Raw genomic sequence first — 17,272 nt, 5'->3', positions numbered from 1 at the left:
GAAAAAGCCAATACCCACAGTCGTACAGGTTGTATTTAAATACTTAGGGTCTTTTGAAAACCGAGACTATGAATTCAGCCGCAACCGCAACTATTCCATCTGCAACTATTCTGGGAGAAAATTCTAAAGGCGTGGAGGTGATCTTTCAACTCCTGTCCAGGGAGTTTCAACAATCAACCAAAGCTTCGGAACAGAATTGCCACGACGTAGCAACACGTATTACCACCGAAGTATATCGGATTTGCCATGAAAGCAAACGTATCCAAGCTTCTGGAACTGTAGAAAGCTCGGCGATGACCCTGGCTCGGCATCGGCTACAGCAGTGTCTCAGGTACTATCAGTTGGGTTCAAATCGGGGCAGGGTAGAATTACACAGTACTTTGAGTGCAATTATTTATCGATACATTAATCCGCCTCAGAAGCAATTGAGTTATCAAGGGCGACTGACTATAATTGAAGATTTCTTACAGAGTTTTTATCTGGAGGCATTAAACGCTTTCCGGCGAGAAAATCAACTCGGTGCTACTTATCGCCCTCAGACGCTTCTAGAATTGTCCGAGTACATGGCATTTACTGAACGCTACGGCAAACGACGCATTCCTTTACCAGGCCGTCAGCAGCAGCTAATTATCCTGCGGGCGCAAACTTTTTCTCAACAGCAGCCCCCAGAAACCAGCGTAGATATAGAACAAGCCGCAGAAGGCAGCAATAGTGAAGCCGATGGTTCTTGGGAAGAACCAGCAGTGCATCAATTGCGCTCCACAATGGCAACGCAAGCCGAACCTGAACCTGAAGAAGATACCTTGCGCTCCGTTGTGGTTACAGAATTAATGAATTATCTCGAGGAACGGCAACAATCTGACTGTGCTGATTACTTTTCGCTCCGCCTCCAGGATCTATCAGCGCAGGAAATTGAGTCGGTTTTAGGTTTAACCCCTCGACAGAGAGATTACTTACAGCAGCGCTTCAAGTATCATTTGATTCGGTTTGCATTGTTACACCGTTGGGAATTAGTTCACGAGTGGCTGGAAGCCTCTCTGTACACCAATTTGGGCTTAACTCCCCAGCAATGGCAAGTATACACAGCACAGCTGGACAATAAGCAACGGTCTTTATTAGAGTTGAAGCAACAAGGACAAGCCGATGAAAAAATCGCAAAAACTTTAGGGCTGTCAATGGCACAACTTCAAAAACGATGGTTTAAGATTCTTGAGCAAGCTTGGGAAATTCGTAACTCATTAGTGTCCGGATCAGGTGCATCTACTCATGAATAGTGACTCAGAATCCTTACAATCTCAGTGTCTCGGTTGGTTATTGACAGATAATGTCAAAAATACCGAGCGATCTGTAGAATGTGAGGAAAATGACGGGGTAAAAAACCTCCACAATGAAGCCACTGCTTCAACAAGCAATGAGCCAAAGTTGGGAGGAACGCCCCAGGCCTTTCAATTGGGAGAAATTCCTACTGTGCAAGATCGTTTTCAAGCCGTCCTTAAGCGTCGGTTACAAATCCAAGCCCAAGACCACCCACCTTTGTTTCCCTGGGAAACACAATTAATCGACTATCCCGATTTTGTTGATGAGCCGTCGATGACGCTCGTTCCTGCCTGGGGGTGGATGGTACAACAGTCAAAGCTGAACCTGCCGCGTCCCTTACCGGAGAGAGTTTTCCAGCAATTGCTGGAAAAATGTCAGGCGATGGTGACATCTTCGGTACCGCTGGGAGCAAAATTAGTTCAAGTGGTGGAGAACTTTTTTCCCAACGAGTCTCAAGCACTAAACGATATCGCGGGATTGGTGCTAAGAAGTACCTATCGGTCTGTAAATACTCTGGAGACAATTCCCAATATTCAGAGCGATTACTCAGATTTACAACCGCGTCAACAGATGGCTTTATCGTTGCTAGCAGCTAAACAACTGCTGGAAAATCTGACTCTACCACTTTCAGCAACTAGTCCAGTGGTAGAAAGAGAATGGCTAACCAGTGTCGGTACTTTAAATATCAGAGTAGAGTATCAGTCTGTAGGTAAACTTACTAAGTTACTTGTCCAGGCTGAATTACCCGTTAAAGGAACTTTGACACTTCGGGGAAGTGGCACTTTAGCAATGGCAACATCTACGACTTCGGAGTACTTAAGTGTAGAGTTAGGCTGCGAGCAACTTAACCCAACTTATACTCTGGAAGTTGAGTTTCCAGAAATAGACCAACAGCCGCTCTTATTTGTCATTAATCCCACTGTGTAACCTTAATTGCCACCGCTAGTACGTAATACTAAATATCTTAAGGTAACCTTTTCTAGCTGTTGCCTTGGGGCTTTGTCGTCTTATCGACATTACTAGCAACAGGGTGCTTACTTGTATCGTTTGCGGAACTTAAGGCGTGGAATTAACCAGTGGGTGTAGACTTACCCTCCACCCCATAACTGATTTTTTGTGGGTACTCGTCAGTACACTCGGTTACTAGCAAAGCCTGAGAAACGAGTTAGTTTCTTGTGTTCTGCTGATTTTGCCTCGCCTCTATTTTACCAAGCCACCAATTTTCCAAAACGAAATTTATTCGCTGGCATTGTTTTTTATACAAAATTATGTTCTCTCTTGGTATCAATACGGTTCAGTTAAGGGCTACTGGCAAAAATTTTGGGTTTTTGAGACGCGATAAATCGCCGTCTCTACAAGTTTTTTGTTCTTATCTGAACTGTATTGCTCTTGGTATTACAGTTCGTGGTAACTTCATATACCAATGCACTTGGGTTAAGGCTAAAACTCTTTATCAAAGTCAATTTATTTAACTTTGACGCATTCACGGAGCTTCTTTCTGCGACACGCTGCGCGTACCCCTCCGGGGAAGCAAGCTGCGCGTAAGTGTCCCGCAGGGAACGTAGAGAAGCAGCTACCGCAGAGGCGCAGAGAACGCAGAGAGAAAAAAGAAATGCTTAACCCAAGCGTATCGCGTTATATACCTCTAAGGGAAAGTAAGCTACATCTGTTCCTTGTGATTCCCTTGTCCACCAGGAGAAGGGAAACATAAGGAAAGGATAACAACAGAGTTTTCAAACTCCAACGAGGGGTTTTAATTTGTAAAATACGCGCTAAACCTTCATAGTTGCTTAAAGGCAGGATAAGAAAGCTTCTTCTAAGGGGAATACTTTAAAGTAGGGCGAACAGTTTCGTCCTCAGCATAGTTTCCGTGGCATCTACACTTAGACTCGAAATGCTCAACTTATCCAAGATGAATCGGTTTTGGCGTGTCCCTGTAGGTAATTTCTGGCGGCAAAATCCGCAGGGGTCGCCTTTGATAGAAGTGGAAGATTCAATTTCCTTGCGGGTGCTGGTGCTAGCGTTGGTTATTTTGGGAATTGGGGCGACAGATATCGCGGCTGAAACTTCATTCAGTTTTTGGGCGTTACCTTTGAGTGTATTAGGTGCGATTTGGAGTTACTATCGTCGCCGCGATGCCAATGTTGCAGTTAAGTTTTGTATCGCTATAGGAATGTTAGTAGCACTGGGTGCTTTCTTTGGGCGGTTGGTGGGGGAGTTGAATGATACGCGGTTGAGTTTAGCTGAGTTATTAATTCAACTCCAGGTGTTGCACAGCTTTGATACACCCCGCCGGAAAAATTTGGGTTATTCGATTGTTATAGGACTAATTTTATTGGGTGTGGCGGCAACGCTAAGTCAAACTTTAGCATTTGCACCTGTGTTGCTGTTATTTTTAGCGATCACTCTCCCAACTTTAATATTAGACTATCGCTCACGCTTGGGTTTGCAGCCCTTAACAACTCAAAAGGAAAAATTCAATCAGAAGAATTCCTCAACTCTTAATTTTAAATTTTTAATTCTGACTTTTTTGCTAATTGTCAGTCTGGGGCTGGCAATTTTTGCTGTTTTACCCAGATTCCCTGGCTATCAGTTACGGAATTTTCCTGTAAGTTCTGCTATTCAAGTAAAAGGCAGTTTCACAGGACGTAGTATCATCAATCCCGGTTATGTCCGCCAAGGTAATGGTAATAATCAAGGCAGTGGTAGCGGTGGTACAGGACAAAACCGAACTGGTCAACCAGGTAAAGTAGATAATAACTTTTATTACGGTTTTAATAGCCAGATTAACCAAAACTTGCGGGGCGAGATGAAACCTAAAATTGTGATGCGGGTGCGATCGCAAGTTGAGGGTTTTTGGCGAGTACTAGGATTTGACCGTTATACAGGTAAGGGATGGGAAGTTTCCCGTAATGAAAATGTTACGACCATCAAGCGATCGCCTTGGTCTTACCAAATTTTCCTGAACCCACCTTTGATTACTGGTAAAACCCAAGATATAGTGCAAACTTATACAGTGGTGGCGGATTTGCCTAACCTAATTCCGGCGATGGCTTATCCCAAAGAGATTTACTTTCCGACACCAATGATCGCGGTTGATACAGAAAATGGATTGCGATCGCCTGTGGAATTATCAGAAGGACTCACCTACACAGTAATTTCTGAAGTACCATACCGCGATCGCACTTTATTAGGTCAAGCTTCTAGTAATTATCCGCAACAGATTAAAAAGCATTATCTGCAAATTCCTCCTGAAATTGCTGAAAAAGTTCGGCAACGCACCGAAGAAATTCTCACTAACTACAATCGGGAACGAGTCGCAAAGTCTTCTAAAAGCCTAGATTCACCCTATGAAAAAACTCTCTACCTAGCTCAATACCTCAAGCAAAACTACTCTCTTCCCCAAAATCCCTTAGATTTGCCTTATTTGGGAGAAAAAGATGACTTAGTAGAAGCTTTTTTATTCAAATATAAAGGTGGTTATCCAGACCACTTCTCAACAGTTCTCACGGTAATGCTACGTTCTATTGGTATCCCAGCGCGGTTGGTAGCAGGGTTTAGTGCAGGACAATTTAATCCATTTACAGGGCTATATATTGTGCGTAATACTGACGCTTATGCGATGACGGAAGTATATTTTCCCAAATATGGCTGGTTTGCATTTGACCCCATTCCCAATCATCCTCTAATACCACCTTCAATCGAGGACACTCAGACTTTTAGTGTTCTGCGCCAGTTGTGGCATTGGGTTGCTGGGTGGCTACCTTCTCCGGTGACAGGTTTGTTGAATAATGTATTTGGGACAATATTGAGGTGGGTGATTAGAGCGATCGCTTGGTTTTTAGCTTTATTCTCCCAAGGTTGGTTCGGCGTATTGACTGGCTTAATTGTGGGTACTACAACAGCTTTCTTAAGTTGGCTGGCTTGGGGACAGTGGCGAGAGTGGCGCAATCGCCGATGGTTAAAGAAATTGCCAGCGATGGAGAGCCTTTATCAACAAATGCTGCAATGGACAACCCAAAAAGGTTTAGGTAAGCATCCAGCACAAACACCTTTAGAGTATGCCAGAGGATCATACCAGCATCATGCCCCAGCAACTGCTGAGGTAATAGATGAGATTAGCCAAGCCTATGTTGGCTGGCGTTATGGTGGTCATACTCCTAACTTGAAGCGACTGCGACAAAGATGGCAGGAACTGAAAAAGACTGCTAAGTAATTCAAGACTTCGTATAAATTACTCATAAAGGTAGATAGATTTTTAAGATTTTTGTTGAGCCAATAAGCGAGAACGAATGAGACTCAAATCAGGTTGAACACTGGACAAACGTTGCTGTACAGATTCAGCTAACTGTTCTCTGTGATTAAGGTAGGATTTTACAGCGTCTTGATGCCGAAGATAGTAACCAATGGTGCTGTAAACATCTGACAATGATAGAGTCGAGTACCTTTGGACAATAGACTCAGGGGATGCGCCATCCTGAAAAGCTCGGATTACGACCTCTAGCAAAACTCTTGAATTGCCAACTCGAATTGCTCCAGTTTCATCTTCTCGCAGAGGAGGTGTCTCACACTCTAAAACGAAGCTCATGGGCTAATTTTCCTGAATGACTGGATGTAATGGTAACTTAACTCAGGTGCGTAGGCGTAGCCCGCCGTAGGCATCGCTTCCACTTCAATCAAAGCAGGTGATCGCAATTAGTGAAATACAATATAATTTAAGCGAATTTACCAAATTAGCTGTGATTTTGAATTTCGTCTAACTTGGCACGCACTGCCTGAATATCCTGCCACATCAACCATTTTGGCGCACCTCTTTCTTTAGAAGGATTACGCAGCAAGTAGGAAGGATGAAAAATTGGCATACATAAACGCCCTTCCCACTCCAGCCACTGTCCGCGAATTTTCGTAATCCCCCGCTTATCGCCAGTGATCCCTTTGACAGCAGTTGCACCTGTTAACAGGATTATTTTGGGGTCAACTAAACGAATTTGTTCTAGTAAGTAGGGTAGACAAGCTGCCACTTCCACAGGAGTGGGAACTCTATTATCTGGTGGACGACATTTATTGATATTGGCAATGTATACATCTTGCTCAGTAGTCAGATTCACAGATGCCAGAATTTTCTCCAGCAACTGTCCCGATCTGCCTACAAATGGTAAGCCGGTTTCATCTTCATTTTGACCAGGCGCTTCCCCTATAACCATAATTGGTGCTTTGAGATTACCGCGTCCAACAACAGCATGAGTCCGAGTGTCTCCCAATGCACAACGGTGGCAGCTATTGCAATGTTGTGCCAACTCCGTCATGGCAGAATAAGTTCCGGGAGCGATCGGAATTTTCGCGTCTGTAGGAATCAGTTCTCGTTGGTTAAGGGTTGAGTCGTCGAAGAGGCTGAGTTGGGTTTCGCTGCTCATGAAAATTAGGATTTTGGCATCAGCACCATCTGTCTTATCTGAGTTAAATACTGCTTTGGTTGGAGATTTATCAGAATAAATAGACTTTTGCTGAATACTTAATTATTTATACAAATCTTATTGTATCAGTTAATTTGAGACAAAATTCAGTCATGATAAAAGCAATCCCGTCCTAACATGCTGGGGGAAACCATGTCACATACCCCATTTTTCGTCGATCGCACCCATGCAGGTGAGGAATTGGCGCAAGTGATTCATGATGTTTTGACTCAGCAAGCTATTGATTCTGGGGTAAAGCCTGTACCAATTGTTTATGCTTTGCCAAGAGGGGGTGTACCAGTAGCAGCACCAATAGCACGTCTTTTGGATTGTCCGTTGACAATTGTTGTGGCAAAAAAGATTACCCATCCAGAAAACCCAGAGTTAGCAATTGGTGCAATTACTACTTTTGGAAATGTGCTTTGGACTGATCAAAAGCTATTTCGCCTTAAACATGATGCGCGGTGGCGGGAAGTAGCTTTAAATAAAGCGATCGACCAAGCTAAATCTCTTGAGGCTCAATTAATTCCTGCTTGTCCGCAGGTGAATACAGAGAATGCTACGCTCATCTTAGTTGATGATGGCATTGCTACGGGTATGACAATAGCGGTAGCGGCAGTTGCTATCAAAACGCTTTCTCCAGCAGCAGTTTGGCTATGTACTCCAGTAGCGCCACAAACATTGCTACCCTGGTTAGAACAGTGGGGCGATCGCACAATTGTTTTGGAAACACCAGAACCTTTTAGGAGTGTGAGTAATTTTTACGCCCAATTTCCCCAAGTAGATACATTAGAAGTTCTCGTATACCTCCAGCAACAAAAGACAATAGGGGAAATGGATCTGTGTGAGTAATTTTAAATTGTTTCCCTGTCTTGCTTTTTAACTATTTGGAGATGTTCCTTGCTGGTATTGCATAGCTTTGGCATAATCGCCCAAGGCGTAGCAAGCAGCTTTCAGGCTCGCAAGAGCTTGTTCTTCACTGCGCCGATCTTTAATCTTCCTAGCTAATAGCAAACGTTCTTCATAATACTTAATGGCTTTAGCATAATCACCCAAAGCTTCACAGGCAACTCCTAAACTACCTAAAGACTGTTCCTCGCTACGCTTGTCTTGAATTTCTTTGGCTAATTGCAAACGTTCTTCATAATACTTAATAGCTTTAGCATAATCGCCTAAGGCATAACAAGCATTCCCCAGGTTCTTTAGCACTTGAGAAGCACTGCGAACATTTTTTAATGAGCGCGCTATCACTACACATTGCTCATAATAAGCGATCGCTTTTGGGTAATTGTCCAAAGCATACCAAGCATTACCCAAATTCTTGAGTACCTGTTCCTCTCCCCAATTATCTTTGAGTTCGCGCACAATCTCTAGGCTTTGCTGCTGATACTCAATTGCTTTTGTAAAGTTGCCTAAAGCTTTATACACCAATCCCAAATTATTCAGTGCCGCCACTTGACTTCGTTTGTCTTGCAACTGTTGCGTTATTTTCAAACACTTTTCCAGAAACTCAATAGCCTTGTTATGGTCATTCAGGTGACGATATGCATTGCCTAAATGGGAAAGTGCTTGCATTTGCACTGCTAAATCTGAGGTGTTCTTGAGCAAAGACAGACACTGTTGTGAGTAGGAGATAGCACCTTTGTAATCTCCAGCGCTGTAAGTTACCAATCCTAAAAAAGAAAGTGCCTGTGCTTGTTTTTGCAAATCCCCAACTGCCTGAAACAGTCCCAAGGATTGTTGTAAAGACTTCAGTGCTGCTATTAATTCACCAGTTTGCTGCTGTTGAACTCCTTGGCGTAGTAGATTGGATGCTTCTGATAAATTTTCGTCACTTTCCTGTAAAGGTAATATTTCTGCTTGTGAACCAGAATCAAATTCATGAGTAATTGTATTACGCTTCACTGGTTTTAAGTATGTTATGGGTAATTGCAGGGGAACTGTATTTTTCGATCTGTTATTCCATTCGTCTTTAGACATCAACCCTTACCTGTTAAGTCTGTTGGTAAATCTAGTGTTCCCAAAACCAGAAGGTATCTTTCATCAGGTTGGTTTACCACAGCCTACGTTTAGCAGGGGTGAGAGTTCATCATAAGCGATCGCTTCGTTATTGAATAGTTGATCGAGGCTTTCAGATTACCACTCATGAAGAGTAATAACTATAGTTGTTACTTAGCCAATAGGAAACTTTCAAATATAAAAACGTCTTTAAAGCGCAGAGTGTCAATCCTGGGAAGAATTGCTGCTTTTAACCTACTCAACAAGAATGTAAATTTCAGAAGTTTAGGCGAGTGTGTTTTTAGTGTATTTAAAACTAGAAAATATAAAAATATTGTTCAAGGCAATGTATTACTAGAAGTTTGAGCCTAGTAATCTTAGTTTCACGCCTTTAATTGCCTGTCTCTCCTTCAATATCGATGATAAAAGTCGATATTGGAGCAAGCATTCATAGCAAGAATGTTATTTAACATTTCTATTATCAATATCTGCGCTATATGTATGCTGCAATATCTCTCGCACCTCCATTAAAATTTTTCCTAGCATATTTTTACCACTACCATCGGCTCCGCAACCCCAGTAAAAATCGATGGGCGAGTTTTCAACAATTTCTGCATTGCCTGTGGAAAGTAAGATATCCCTGATATCTGTATGAATTTGAAATTTACATAGCACAGCTTGCGGCATGATGTCGTCTTTAACTTGTTCCCAATCTTGACGTAGAGGACGGGTTCTTTCACGCCCCATTCTTGCCGCATCTTTAGGTGTTTTGACTAGGCAGATTTGTTTTACATGATGTGTACCTACAAACTTTTGCGCTTGAAAGTAGTGTTCACTAGTTGGCCAATACAATCCATCTAATTGAAAACCGTGCGGCGAAAAGTTAGAGAAACAGCCATATTCTTCACGAGTGCTATAAAAGTAGATTGTCATAGAAGTTGATAAGCTGTTCTATATATAATGTGCATATCTAAATTTAATCAAAGTCTTGTGAGATGGGCATCTTACCCACTCTAATTATCCAAGTTAAAGGTGGAACAGCTTTTTAAATTGTGTAACATAGTTTTGTTAATTCTTGCCTACTTACTTAGTTGTAGGAGTTTGCTAAAGTTAAGATAAATAATATCAATAATTAATCCCCCCTTTCCTCTTGAAAATGCGGGGCTGTGTCCGCTATTTCTAAGAGTATTTGGGAGGATGTTCAAGAGATAAATGTCACTAATCTTTTAAGTATTAATTATTGACTCAATTTAAACGCACCTGTTAAAAGTTAGGTGTTGATTCAACCAACAGGTACTGAAACATTTGGCACAGAGACATTATTTAGGATAGGCTGGCGGGTTTTCAGATCAAACTTGAAGCCATGTGGCAAAATATGAAGCTTTGCTCCGCAAATTGCCAAAGGTTCATCCTTCAATATTTCGCCCATATTGTTGTATGTAGCCTCTGATTCATCAACAATCGTAACCGCACCTTCACCAATCACTTCAATTTGGTTATCTGTAACTACCATAGCGGTATTCTCGTCAATACCAAATCCCAAAACAGCAGGTTCTAGTATTAAAGCTGAAATTAAGCGTCCCAAGCGTCCACGCTGAGAAAAATGCTGGTCAATTACCACTCCTGGTAAAAAGCCTAAACCGGGGCCCATTTCGACGGTTTCAATGCGAGGATGTGTCTGTGAATCACCTTCCACTATCATTTTATCTGGCATCACGGCTGCTCCAGCGCTTGTGCCTGCAATAACTATACCTTCAGAGAACCGTTGATGAATCGCCTTATCTATTTCGGTACCCTTAAGGATGCTGGTGATGCGAGCTTGGTCTCCCCCAGTAAAAAATACCCCAGTTGCTTTACTAATTGCTTCTAATGCGGTAGATGAAGATGCATCTTCGCGGGTTTCTGTATCAAGGATGCGAACATTCTCGGCTCCCAATCGCTCAAAAACTCTAATATAATTTTCTCCGACTTCTCTTGGTAATTCTGTCGCTGCCGTCATAATTACAATGTACGCCTTCGTACCGCCAGCGCGTCGCACAAAGTCCCGCAGAATTTGGGAATCTCCATCCTTGTCTTCAGCTCCGCCAATAATTACCAACTGCCGTTTGGGATTACTTTCCACCATGATGGCTCCTGATGTGAGTTAATAAATTTCACTAAATCATGACAATTAAACTATCAAATCATCCCTTTGGTAGATCACCTGATAGAAGGTAGTATTAAAATTTGTTTGCGATCGCATCGCAATGGGATCAACAGATTTTTCCGAAAAATTGCATAAAAATAGCTATCCTCATTAATTTTCGTTGACTTAAAAAATCTATAACACTAACTGCCTCTAGAGGTATTTTCTAGAGGCATTGTTGACTATGTTCTTGCTAATTGCCGATTAAAAATTTATCGTGCAATCGTTAAATAACTGGTATTAACTCTAGCCAAGTAAATGAAATGTTTGATGGTAATTCCTAATGAATACGACTTCTGTAAAGCAAGTTAGTTAAGAAAAAACGTGCTTGTTCTAGTGGCAGATGCCTAGGTTTACCTTGGTAGACAATTTGATACTCATTCATGTCCGGGCCATCACCATGCCCAGAGATCAGCTTTTGGTGAAAAGCTTCCTCAGCAAGTTGCCGAATTTCATCTCTTAGAGCAGCTTCTGTGCTATTCATGCTTTGCTGTCTTTTCAATACCGCACATTTATTTATACAAATTATTGGGTGAGTCTTGTACCCTTCAAAAGTTATATCTTTGACTATTCATGAGGATGAATTGGCTTTGCTGAGGAAGGGGTGATTTAATTATGCCTTGAGATAGTTGAAAATAGTTACTATTAAAGTTAATGTTAGTTCTGATTAGATCAATGGCTGTTGCCATCACTCTCCAAAAATAATGTGAATCAATCTACAATCAATAAGTCTGAGTAACCATAACTCAGTATCTAAATTTCAGGGTGTTTAGCCAAAGGTTCGTAATCAATGGTTCTACAAAAAAGCAGTGATTTAGTCCGCATTAATGCTAGAAGAACGGATGTATTCGACATTTTCAACTTCAAGCATTATGTTGGGCCCAACCCCTATTTAGATATAGGGGCGCTAGTATTTGACTTTGCTCTAGTTGACTCTAGAGAGCCTTTGCCTGTTGAAGATTATATTGCAAGCATTGGCGATCGCTATCCACAACTGGGCAGCCAAAGCTACGAATCTTATGCTCATCTTTTTGCCCAAGTTGTATCCGAAGTCGGAAAGCTGGACATGGATTTGCACCTTAATCGTTGGAGTGTTAAGCCATATCCTGATTTCGTGCGGATTAGCGTCCAGTCACTACATGAACGCACAACTAGAGAGGTAGTTTATTTTGTTTGGGATTGGTTTGAAGCTATTACCCAAGACGAAGATTTTACCTTTGATGAACAGTTGGTGAGGCTGCAAAATAAATTCCGCGCATCTGTCTATGGTGGCCCCACGGTTTACGCCCTATTGCGAACAGCCTACGAAAAAGGTATCCCCGCGTTTTATTTGTGGGAAGAAGGATTAATGCAATACGGCTTGGGAAAAAAACATGTCCGGGGGGTAGCCACAACATTTAACTGTGATAGTCATCTAGATTCGGAGTTTACCACCCGCAAAGATGACTGTAAGGCATTTTTAAAAACGTTGGGTTTCCCAGTCCCTGAAGGTGATATCGTCTTCTCTGAAAAGGAAGCCTTGATCACAGCCAGAAAAATTGGCTATCCAGTGGCAGTTAAGCCAGTGGTAGGTCACAAAGGAATTGGTGTCACGGCTGACGTGCAAGACTCAAAAGAACTGGAATCTGCTTATAATAGGGCGCTGGCAGCGATTCCCGAAGATCAGCTAACTCGGATAATTGTTGAGAAAAGTATTTCTGGATCAGATTTTCGCTTGTTGTGTGTTGATGGCAGATTTGTCGCCGCCACAGAACGCCGTCCAGCATCGGTTGTTGGTGATGGCTACTTAACGCTTGCAGAGTTAATCCGTCTAGAGAACCGCAAACCTGCACGGCTAGACACACCTACCTCGCCAATGAGTAAAATTCAGATTGATGAAGCGATGGAACTCTACTTAGATGAACAGCGCTTATCATTAGACAGCGTTATTGAGAAGGGGCGCACTGTTTACCTCCGTAAAGTTGCCAATCTTTCCGCTGGCGGTATGAGCATCGATGCAACGCACACGGTTCATGATGACAATATTATCTTGGCGCAAGATATTGCCCAACACTTCCAGCTGACTTGCCTTGGTATTGATGTCATCACCAAAAGTCTCTCGGAATCTTGGAAATCCAGCAACTTTGCTATCTTAGAAATCAACGCTGCACCAGGCGTTTTAATGCATCTTAAACCTTCTGTTGGTGAAAGCGTTGATGTGCCTTCTCATATTTTAGAAACCTTTTTTGAGTCGGGTACAGATGCTAGGATACCGATTATTACCTTTAATAAAATATCAGTTGAAGAACTGCAAGTAACGATTGACCATATCCTTTTACAACATCCCAACTGGACAATAGGCGCTGTTTGTCGTGATGCAGTTTTTGTGAACCGGGCGAAAAAAGTATTAAGTAAAGATTACAACAGCAATGTCCAAACTTTGCTGCGTCATCCAAAACTTGATTTGCTGATTGCCGAGTATGCGGAAGACATCCTAGATGAAGAGGGCATGTTTTACCGGAGTAGCAATATGGTAGTTTTGGATAATCCCACCGAAACTGAGATGATGTTAGTCCGGGATGTTTTCGATGGTTCTACTGTGGTGATTAGAAAAGGCAACGATATTTCTATTCGTCGCAAAGGGTTGATTGAAGATTATACTTTGGGTGAAGATGAACCATTTACACGGGTTTTTTTGAAAGAAACGGGAACGATTTTGTGAGCGAAGTAAATAGGTGCTTAATTGCTTTCTCGTTTGAATGAGATGTAAGGTTTTGTGATTACCACATTTTTGTAATAGTCAAATTTTCACCATCGCCCAATACGGTTCGGATAAGGTTTTTTGATGAAAATTACAGATCACAAAGACGCGATAAATCGCCGTCTTTACAATAATCAGTCCTTTGTAGAGACGGCGATTTATCGCGTCTCTTCCCTTAACCGAACCGTATTGCACCATCGCCCGCCAGGAAATAAATTTCCTGGCTAGTAGCCCAATTCCATTGAAATTGAGTGAAATCTTTTCTCAGTCTTCTTTAAAATACTTTCGCTATTAGTTTAGTAATGAATTGCTAGACTGTTGTTAGAACTGATGCAAGATTTCCGTTTTGGCTGACTTTAACTAACTCAATTTAGTCTTTTGAAATGGACTATTTATCCGAATTAATCTATTTTTTAGAAGTTTAAAATATCTAATGATTCTTCTATTTCTAAATCTAATATTCTTTCTCGTGTATCTTTAAGCGCTTCTAGCTTACCTTCTTTACGATAGATATCTGCTGCTTTTTGAAAATCTTGAATTGCTCCATGCTTATCTGCTGTTTCTAAACGGATATTACCACGGTTATAATAAGCATCTGCATAATTTGAATTAATCTGTATTGCTTGAGTATAATCTTCAATTGCTCCTTCCAAATCTTCTAAGTCAGAACGAGCATTGCCACGGTTGTAATAAGCATCTGCATAATTTGAATTAATCTGTATTGCTTGAGTATAATCTTCAATTGCTCCTTCCAAATCTTCTAAGTCAGAACGAGCATTGCCACGGTTGTAATAAGCATCTGCATAATTTGAATTAATCTGTATTGCTTGAGTATAATCTTCAATTGCTCCTTCCAAATCTTCTAAGTCAGAACGAGCATTGCCACGGTTGTAATAAGCATCTGCATAATTTGAATTAATCTGTATTGCCTGAGTGTAATCTTCAATTGCTCCTTCCAAATCCCCTAAGTCAGAACGAGCATTGCCCCGTTTTTTATAAGCGATCGCATCTTGAGGATTAATCTTAATTGCTTGGGGAAATCCCGGTTTAGATCCTAATAAATAACGAGCTATCCCACGGTTTTTATAAGCATCAGCATAATCAGGGTTAATTTTAATAGCCTGGGTATAATCTTCAATCGCTCCTTGATTATCTCCGACATGAGAACGAGCTTCAGCCCGGTTTTTATAGGCTACAGCAACATTAGGATTAATTCTAATAGCTTGCGTATAATCATTAATCGCTTCTTCTAGTCGTCCCATTTGATATAGAGCTAAACCTCGTTTATTATAAGATGTAGCATCATTAAGATTCATTTGGATTGCCTGAGAATAATCTGCGATCGCAGCTTCATAATCTCCTATTTGATAGTGAGCCAAACCTCGTTTATAATATAAATCAATATCGCTATTTTTTCCTTGTACGGCTTGATTATAGTTGGTGATTGCATTTGTGTATTCTCCTTTCTCAAAACATTCATCGCCCAATCTTACATAAAGTATATTTAAATCTTCATTCCGATATTGTAAATAGTTTTCTACTTCATGTTTAAAATAAGATTTGCTCAACTGATTATTAGTTGGCTTAGATTGAATTTCCTGCTTGGGAAGATATTTGTAAGTTGATGGTTTTTGTCTAGAAGAATTATTTATAGAAGATTGTAACTGTTCTAAATAGCACCATAAACCACCACCATACAATAATTGATCTATACCAAATGAAATTTTACCGGTTTTCAGCTTAATCATCCGGGTTGGCAGAAAGCCAGCTAAGAAAAGGTGATACTCAGATTGTGCTTCACTTACATCTTCTTGAATCAAAATGCAAACTACAACTGCATTTTTTTCAACTTCTTCAGAACTAATTGACCATCTAACTCTATCAATACTACCGTGACGAGATTTAACCTCGATACCAATAGATGGGTCAGAAGTCAAAGTAAAATCTATATTGCCATCGCCGCCGAATCGCTTTTCATAATCGACTTCGGTAATAAAATCAGCTAAACGTTCTTTGACTACTTCCTCACCCAACTTCCCTTTAAGATAACTAATAAAAACGTCACGGACTGGCGAAACACGTTTATATTTTTCAGCCATCAACCAGCAAAATTCCCGTAGTGCCTTTAATCTCTCTCCAGAGATTATAGTTAATTCACTATGTTGACCTTCTGTTTCACAATGAAGCAGAGAACCAGATGTTAACCTTTTAATAAAATCAGACTGTAGCGATCGCAGTAGGGTAATCCAGTCCATTTATGTTTCTGCGAATCTTTTGATGAGATTATTCTAAGCTGTTACGCATTTAATTTGTACATTTACCTAATGACTGTTGACGGTTAACAGTCAACAGTCAACAGTTAAACGCATCCTACGAAGCTAAACAGTAGAGAAATTAGCCATTAAAAACGCGACTGCGCCACTTATTCAATCGGGCTTCCCCAATTGTGGCAGACCGACGGGCATCAGCAACTTGCTCTTGCAAACCTGCAATCTGTTTTGCCTGCGCGTCAGCTTGCTGTTGCAAAGATGTATATTCGTCTGTGCTGCTTACGTAACTGGAAGTCTGCCAACTACTACTAAATTTTGTTGCACCGATGCTGGCAAAGGGTCTTAAGTCTGCTAGTTGTTGTTGCAAAGTTGCAATCTGGCTATCTTGCTCTTGAACCTTTTGCCGCAAGTCTTGTTCGGCTGCTGTGGGAACTGCAAAAAATGTATGAAATGGAGCAGCAGTTTCTGGCTTGGGTTTGAATATTTCAGCAAATATTGCACTAACATCCGTGGGTTTCAATTGACCATAAGGAGTGTTGGTAATTAGCGATCGCACCAGTTGAGGTTTATTATTCGTTACTAGGTTCTTATCGCTGCTGGAATTGCTCCGCAGCAATTGCAGCATATTGCTAAATTCCAATATCTTTTTGCCTGTTTGAGTTTTATAACCCCGGTAATATGGCACGATATTATCCCCAAAGGCATCTAGATACTCGTCGCTATCAAGATAAGAATCAATATCCGCCTCAAAACCCTTCTCATCTAGAATGTTGCTGTGATGTATCGTCTCAGAGTAGTCATCGGGAGCGCGGCCGAGCAGGTGCTTGAAGTTCAGTTCAATAGCCCGATAGCGGTAAACGTTATCAAAAAATCTGGAGCGATACAACTCTGATTTGGCAACCTGACGCACAAACTCACGAACATCGATTATCTCTTGTTTGAGTTGGGATTCTGGAACGATCAGCCGCTCACTTTCCATAATGTAGGCATTACCCAACACTTGCCGATAAACTGCCCGAATTACAATTTCAATGTCATCAATTGAAGCATTAGCCCACAGTTCGATGGGTTCGGTTTGGGGAAATGCTTGATATTGGCTTTGTCTGGTTCCGTTGTCTATGAAAGTCTGCATAGGGTTAATGTCGGTAAAAGTGACTAATGGTTATTTTTAAAGGTAATGGGAGCTAGTACCGCTTCTCTTACGAGACGCTACGCGATCGCAGAACTCAAAAAGAGCTAGTGCGTTGGGTTAAGAGACTTGTACTCCTTTGGAGAACTCGTAGAGTAACAACTGGTTCTCAAAAGCCAA

Annotated in this window: 14 protein-coding genes; 6 read left to right on the top strand and 8 right to left on the bottom strand. The window is 41.4% G+C overall.

What is annotated here, in order from left to right; translation table 11 throughout:
* Nucleotides 1-68 precede the first annotated feature (68 nt).
* The 3 genes from hetZ (at nt 69) to F8R90_RS02825 (ending at nt 5,533) form a co-directional block, all read left to right on the top strand.
* Nucleotides 69-1,274, top strand: a complete 1,206-nt coding sequence (hetZ, locus tag F8R90_RS02835; protein ID WP_196509456.1) for a heterocyst differentiation protein HetZ — start codon at nt 69-71, stop codon at nt 1,272-1,274.
* Nucleotides 1,267-2,244 carry a PatU gene (locus F8R90_RS02830; protein WP_196509455.1) on the top strand — a complete coding sequence of 326 codons (978 nt, stop codon included), beginning with the start codon at nt 1,267-1,269 and terminating at the stop codon, nt 2,242-2,244. The genes hetZ and F8R90_RS02830 overlap by 8 nt, the downstream gene beginning before the upstream one ends.
* Nucleotides 2,245-3,229: 985 nt before the next feature.
* Nucleotides 3,230-5,533 carry a DUF3488 and transglutaminase-like domain-containing protein gene (locus tag F8R90_RS02825; protein ID WP_196509493.1) on the top strand — a complete coding sequence of 768 codons (2,304 nt, stop codon included), beginning with the start codon at nt 3,230-3,232 and terminating at the stop codon, nt 5,531-5,533.
* A gap of 42 nt (nt 5,534-5,575) precedes the next feature.
* Here the strand turns inward: F8R90_RS02825 and F8R90_RS02820 are convergent, their stop codons facing one another.
* Both F8R90_RS02820 and F8R90_RS02815 read right to left on the bottom strand, forming a co-directional pair.
* Complete coding sequence (locus F8R90_RS02820) at nt 5,576-5,905, bottom strand: DUF433 domain-containing protein (RefSeq protein WP_196509453.1); 330 nt, start codon at nt 5,903-5,905, stop codon at nt 5,576-5,578.
* Between the two features lie 145 nt (nt 5,906-6,050).
* The gene (locus F8R90_RS02815; protein WP_196509452.1) at nt 6,051-6,731 is read right to left on the bottom strand and encodes a uracil-DNA glycosylase; all 681 of its coding nucleotides are present in this window, start codon (nt 6,729-6,731) and stop codon (nt 6,051-6,053) included.
* Between the two features lie 192 nt (nt 6,732-6,923).
* Between F8R90_RS02815 and F8R90_RS02810 the strand changes: the two genes are divergently transcribed.
* Nucleotides 6,924-7,622 (top strand): phosphoribosyltransferase, encoded by a 699-nt coding sequence (locus F8R90_RS02810; protein ID WP_196509450.1) that lies wholly within the window; start codon nt 6,924-6,926, stop codon nt 7,620-7,622.
* Between the two features lie 27 nt (nt 7,623-7,649).
* Here the strand turns inward: F8R90_RS02810 and F8R90_RS02805 are convergent, their stop codons facing one another.
* The 4 genes from F8R90_RS02805 to F8R90_RS02790 all read right to left on the bottom strand — a co-directional run bounded on the left by F8R90_RS02805 (nt 7,650) and on the right by F8R90_RS02790 (nt 11,437).
* Nucleotides 7,650-8,750, bottom strand: a complete 1,101-nt coding sequence (locus F8R90_RS02805) for a tetratricopeptide repeat protein (RefSeq protein ID WP_196509448.1) — start codon at nt 8,748-8,750, stop codon at nt 7,650-7,652.
* 480 nt (nt 8,751-9,230) lie between these two features.
* Nucleotides 9,231-9,701 (bottom strand): NADAR family protein, encoded by a 471-nt coding sequence (locus F8R90_RS02800; RefSeq protein ID WP_196509447.1) that lies wholly within the window; start codon nt 9,699-9,701, stop codon nt 9,231-9,233.
* Between the two features lie 349 nt (nt 9,702-10,050).
* Nucleotides 10,051-10,893 (bottom strand): cyanophycinase, encoded by an 843-nt coding sequence (locus tag F8R90_RS02795; RefSeq protein ID WP_196509445.1) that lies wholly within the window; start codon nt 10,891-10,893, stop codon nt 10,051-10,053.
* A gap of 340 nt (nt 10,894-11,233) precedes the next feature.
* Complete coding sequence (locus F8R90_RS02790) at nt 11,234-11,437, bottom strand: hypothetical protein (protein WP_196509443.1); 204 nt, start codon at nt 11,435-11,437, stop codon at nt 11,234-11,236.
* 306 nt (nt 11,438-11,743) lie between these two features.
* On the opposite strand from F8R90_RS02790, the gene F8R90_RS02785 reads away from it, so the two are divergent.
* Nucleotides 11,744-13,654, top strand: a complete 1,911-nt coding sequence (locus F8R90_RS02785; protein ID WP_196509441.1) for an ATP-binding protein — start codon at nt 11,744-11,746, stop codon at nt 13,652-13,654.
* Nucleotides 13,655-13,777: 123 nt separating this feature from the next.
* Nucleotides 13,778-13,921 (top strand): hypothetical protein, encoded by a 144-nt coding sequence (locus F8R90_RS02780; RefSeq protein ID WP_196509439.1) that lies wholly within the window; start codon nt 13,778-13,780, stop codon nt 13,919-13,921.
* Nucleotides 13,922-14,106: 185 nt separating this feature from the next.
* Here F8R90_RS02780 and F8R90_RS02775 read toward each other — a convergent pair whose 3' ends face one another.
* Together F8R90_RS02775 and F8R90_RS02770 are read right to left on the bottom strand one after the other, a co-directional pair.
* Nucleotides 14,107-15,948 (bottom strand): tetratricopeptide repeat protein, encoded by a 1,842-nt coding sequence (locus F8R90_RS02775; protein WP_196509437.1) that lies wholly within the window; start codon nt 15,946-15,948, stop codon nt 14,107-14,109.
* Nucleotides 15,949-16,087: 139 nt separating this feature from the next.
* Nucleotides 16,088-17,095, bottom strand: coding sequence for a phycobilisome rod-core linker polypeptide (locus tag F8R90_RS02770; RefSeq protein WP_196509435.1), 1,008 nt, complete (start codon nt 17,093-17,095; stop codon nt 16,088-16,090).
* Nucleotides 17,096-17,272 lie beyond the last annotated feature (177 nt).

It is taken from the genome of Nostoc sp. NZL, from assembly GCF_015714705.1.
GTDB lineage: Bacteria > Cyanobacteriota > Cyanobacteriia > Cyanobacteriales > Nostocaceae > Nostoc > Nostoc foliaceum_A.
Note: the sequence above shows the minus strand (reverse complement) of the source record. Positions and strands in the feature narration are given on the sequence as shown.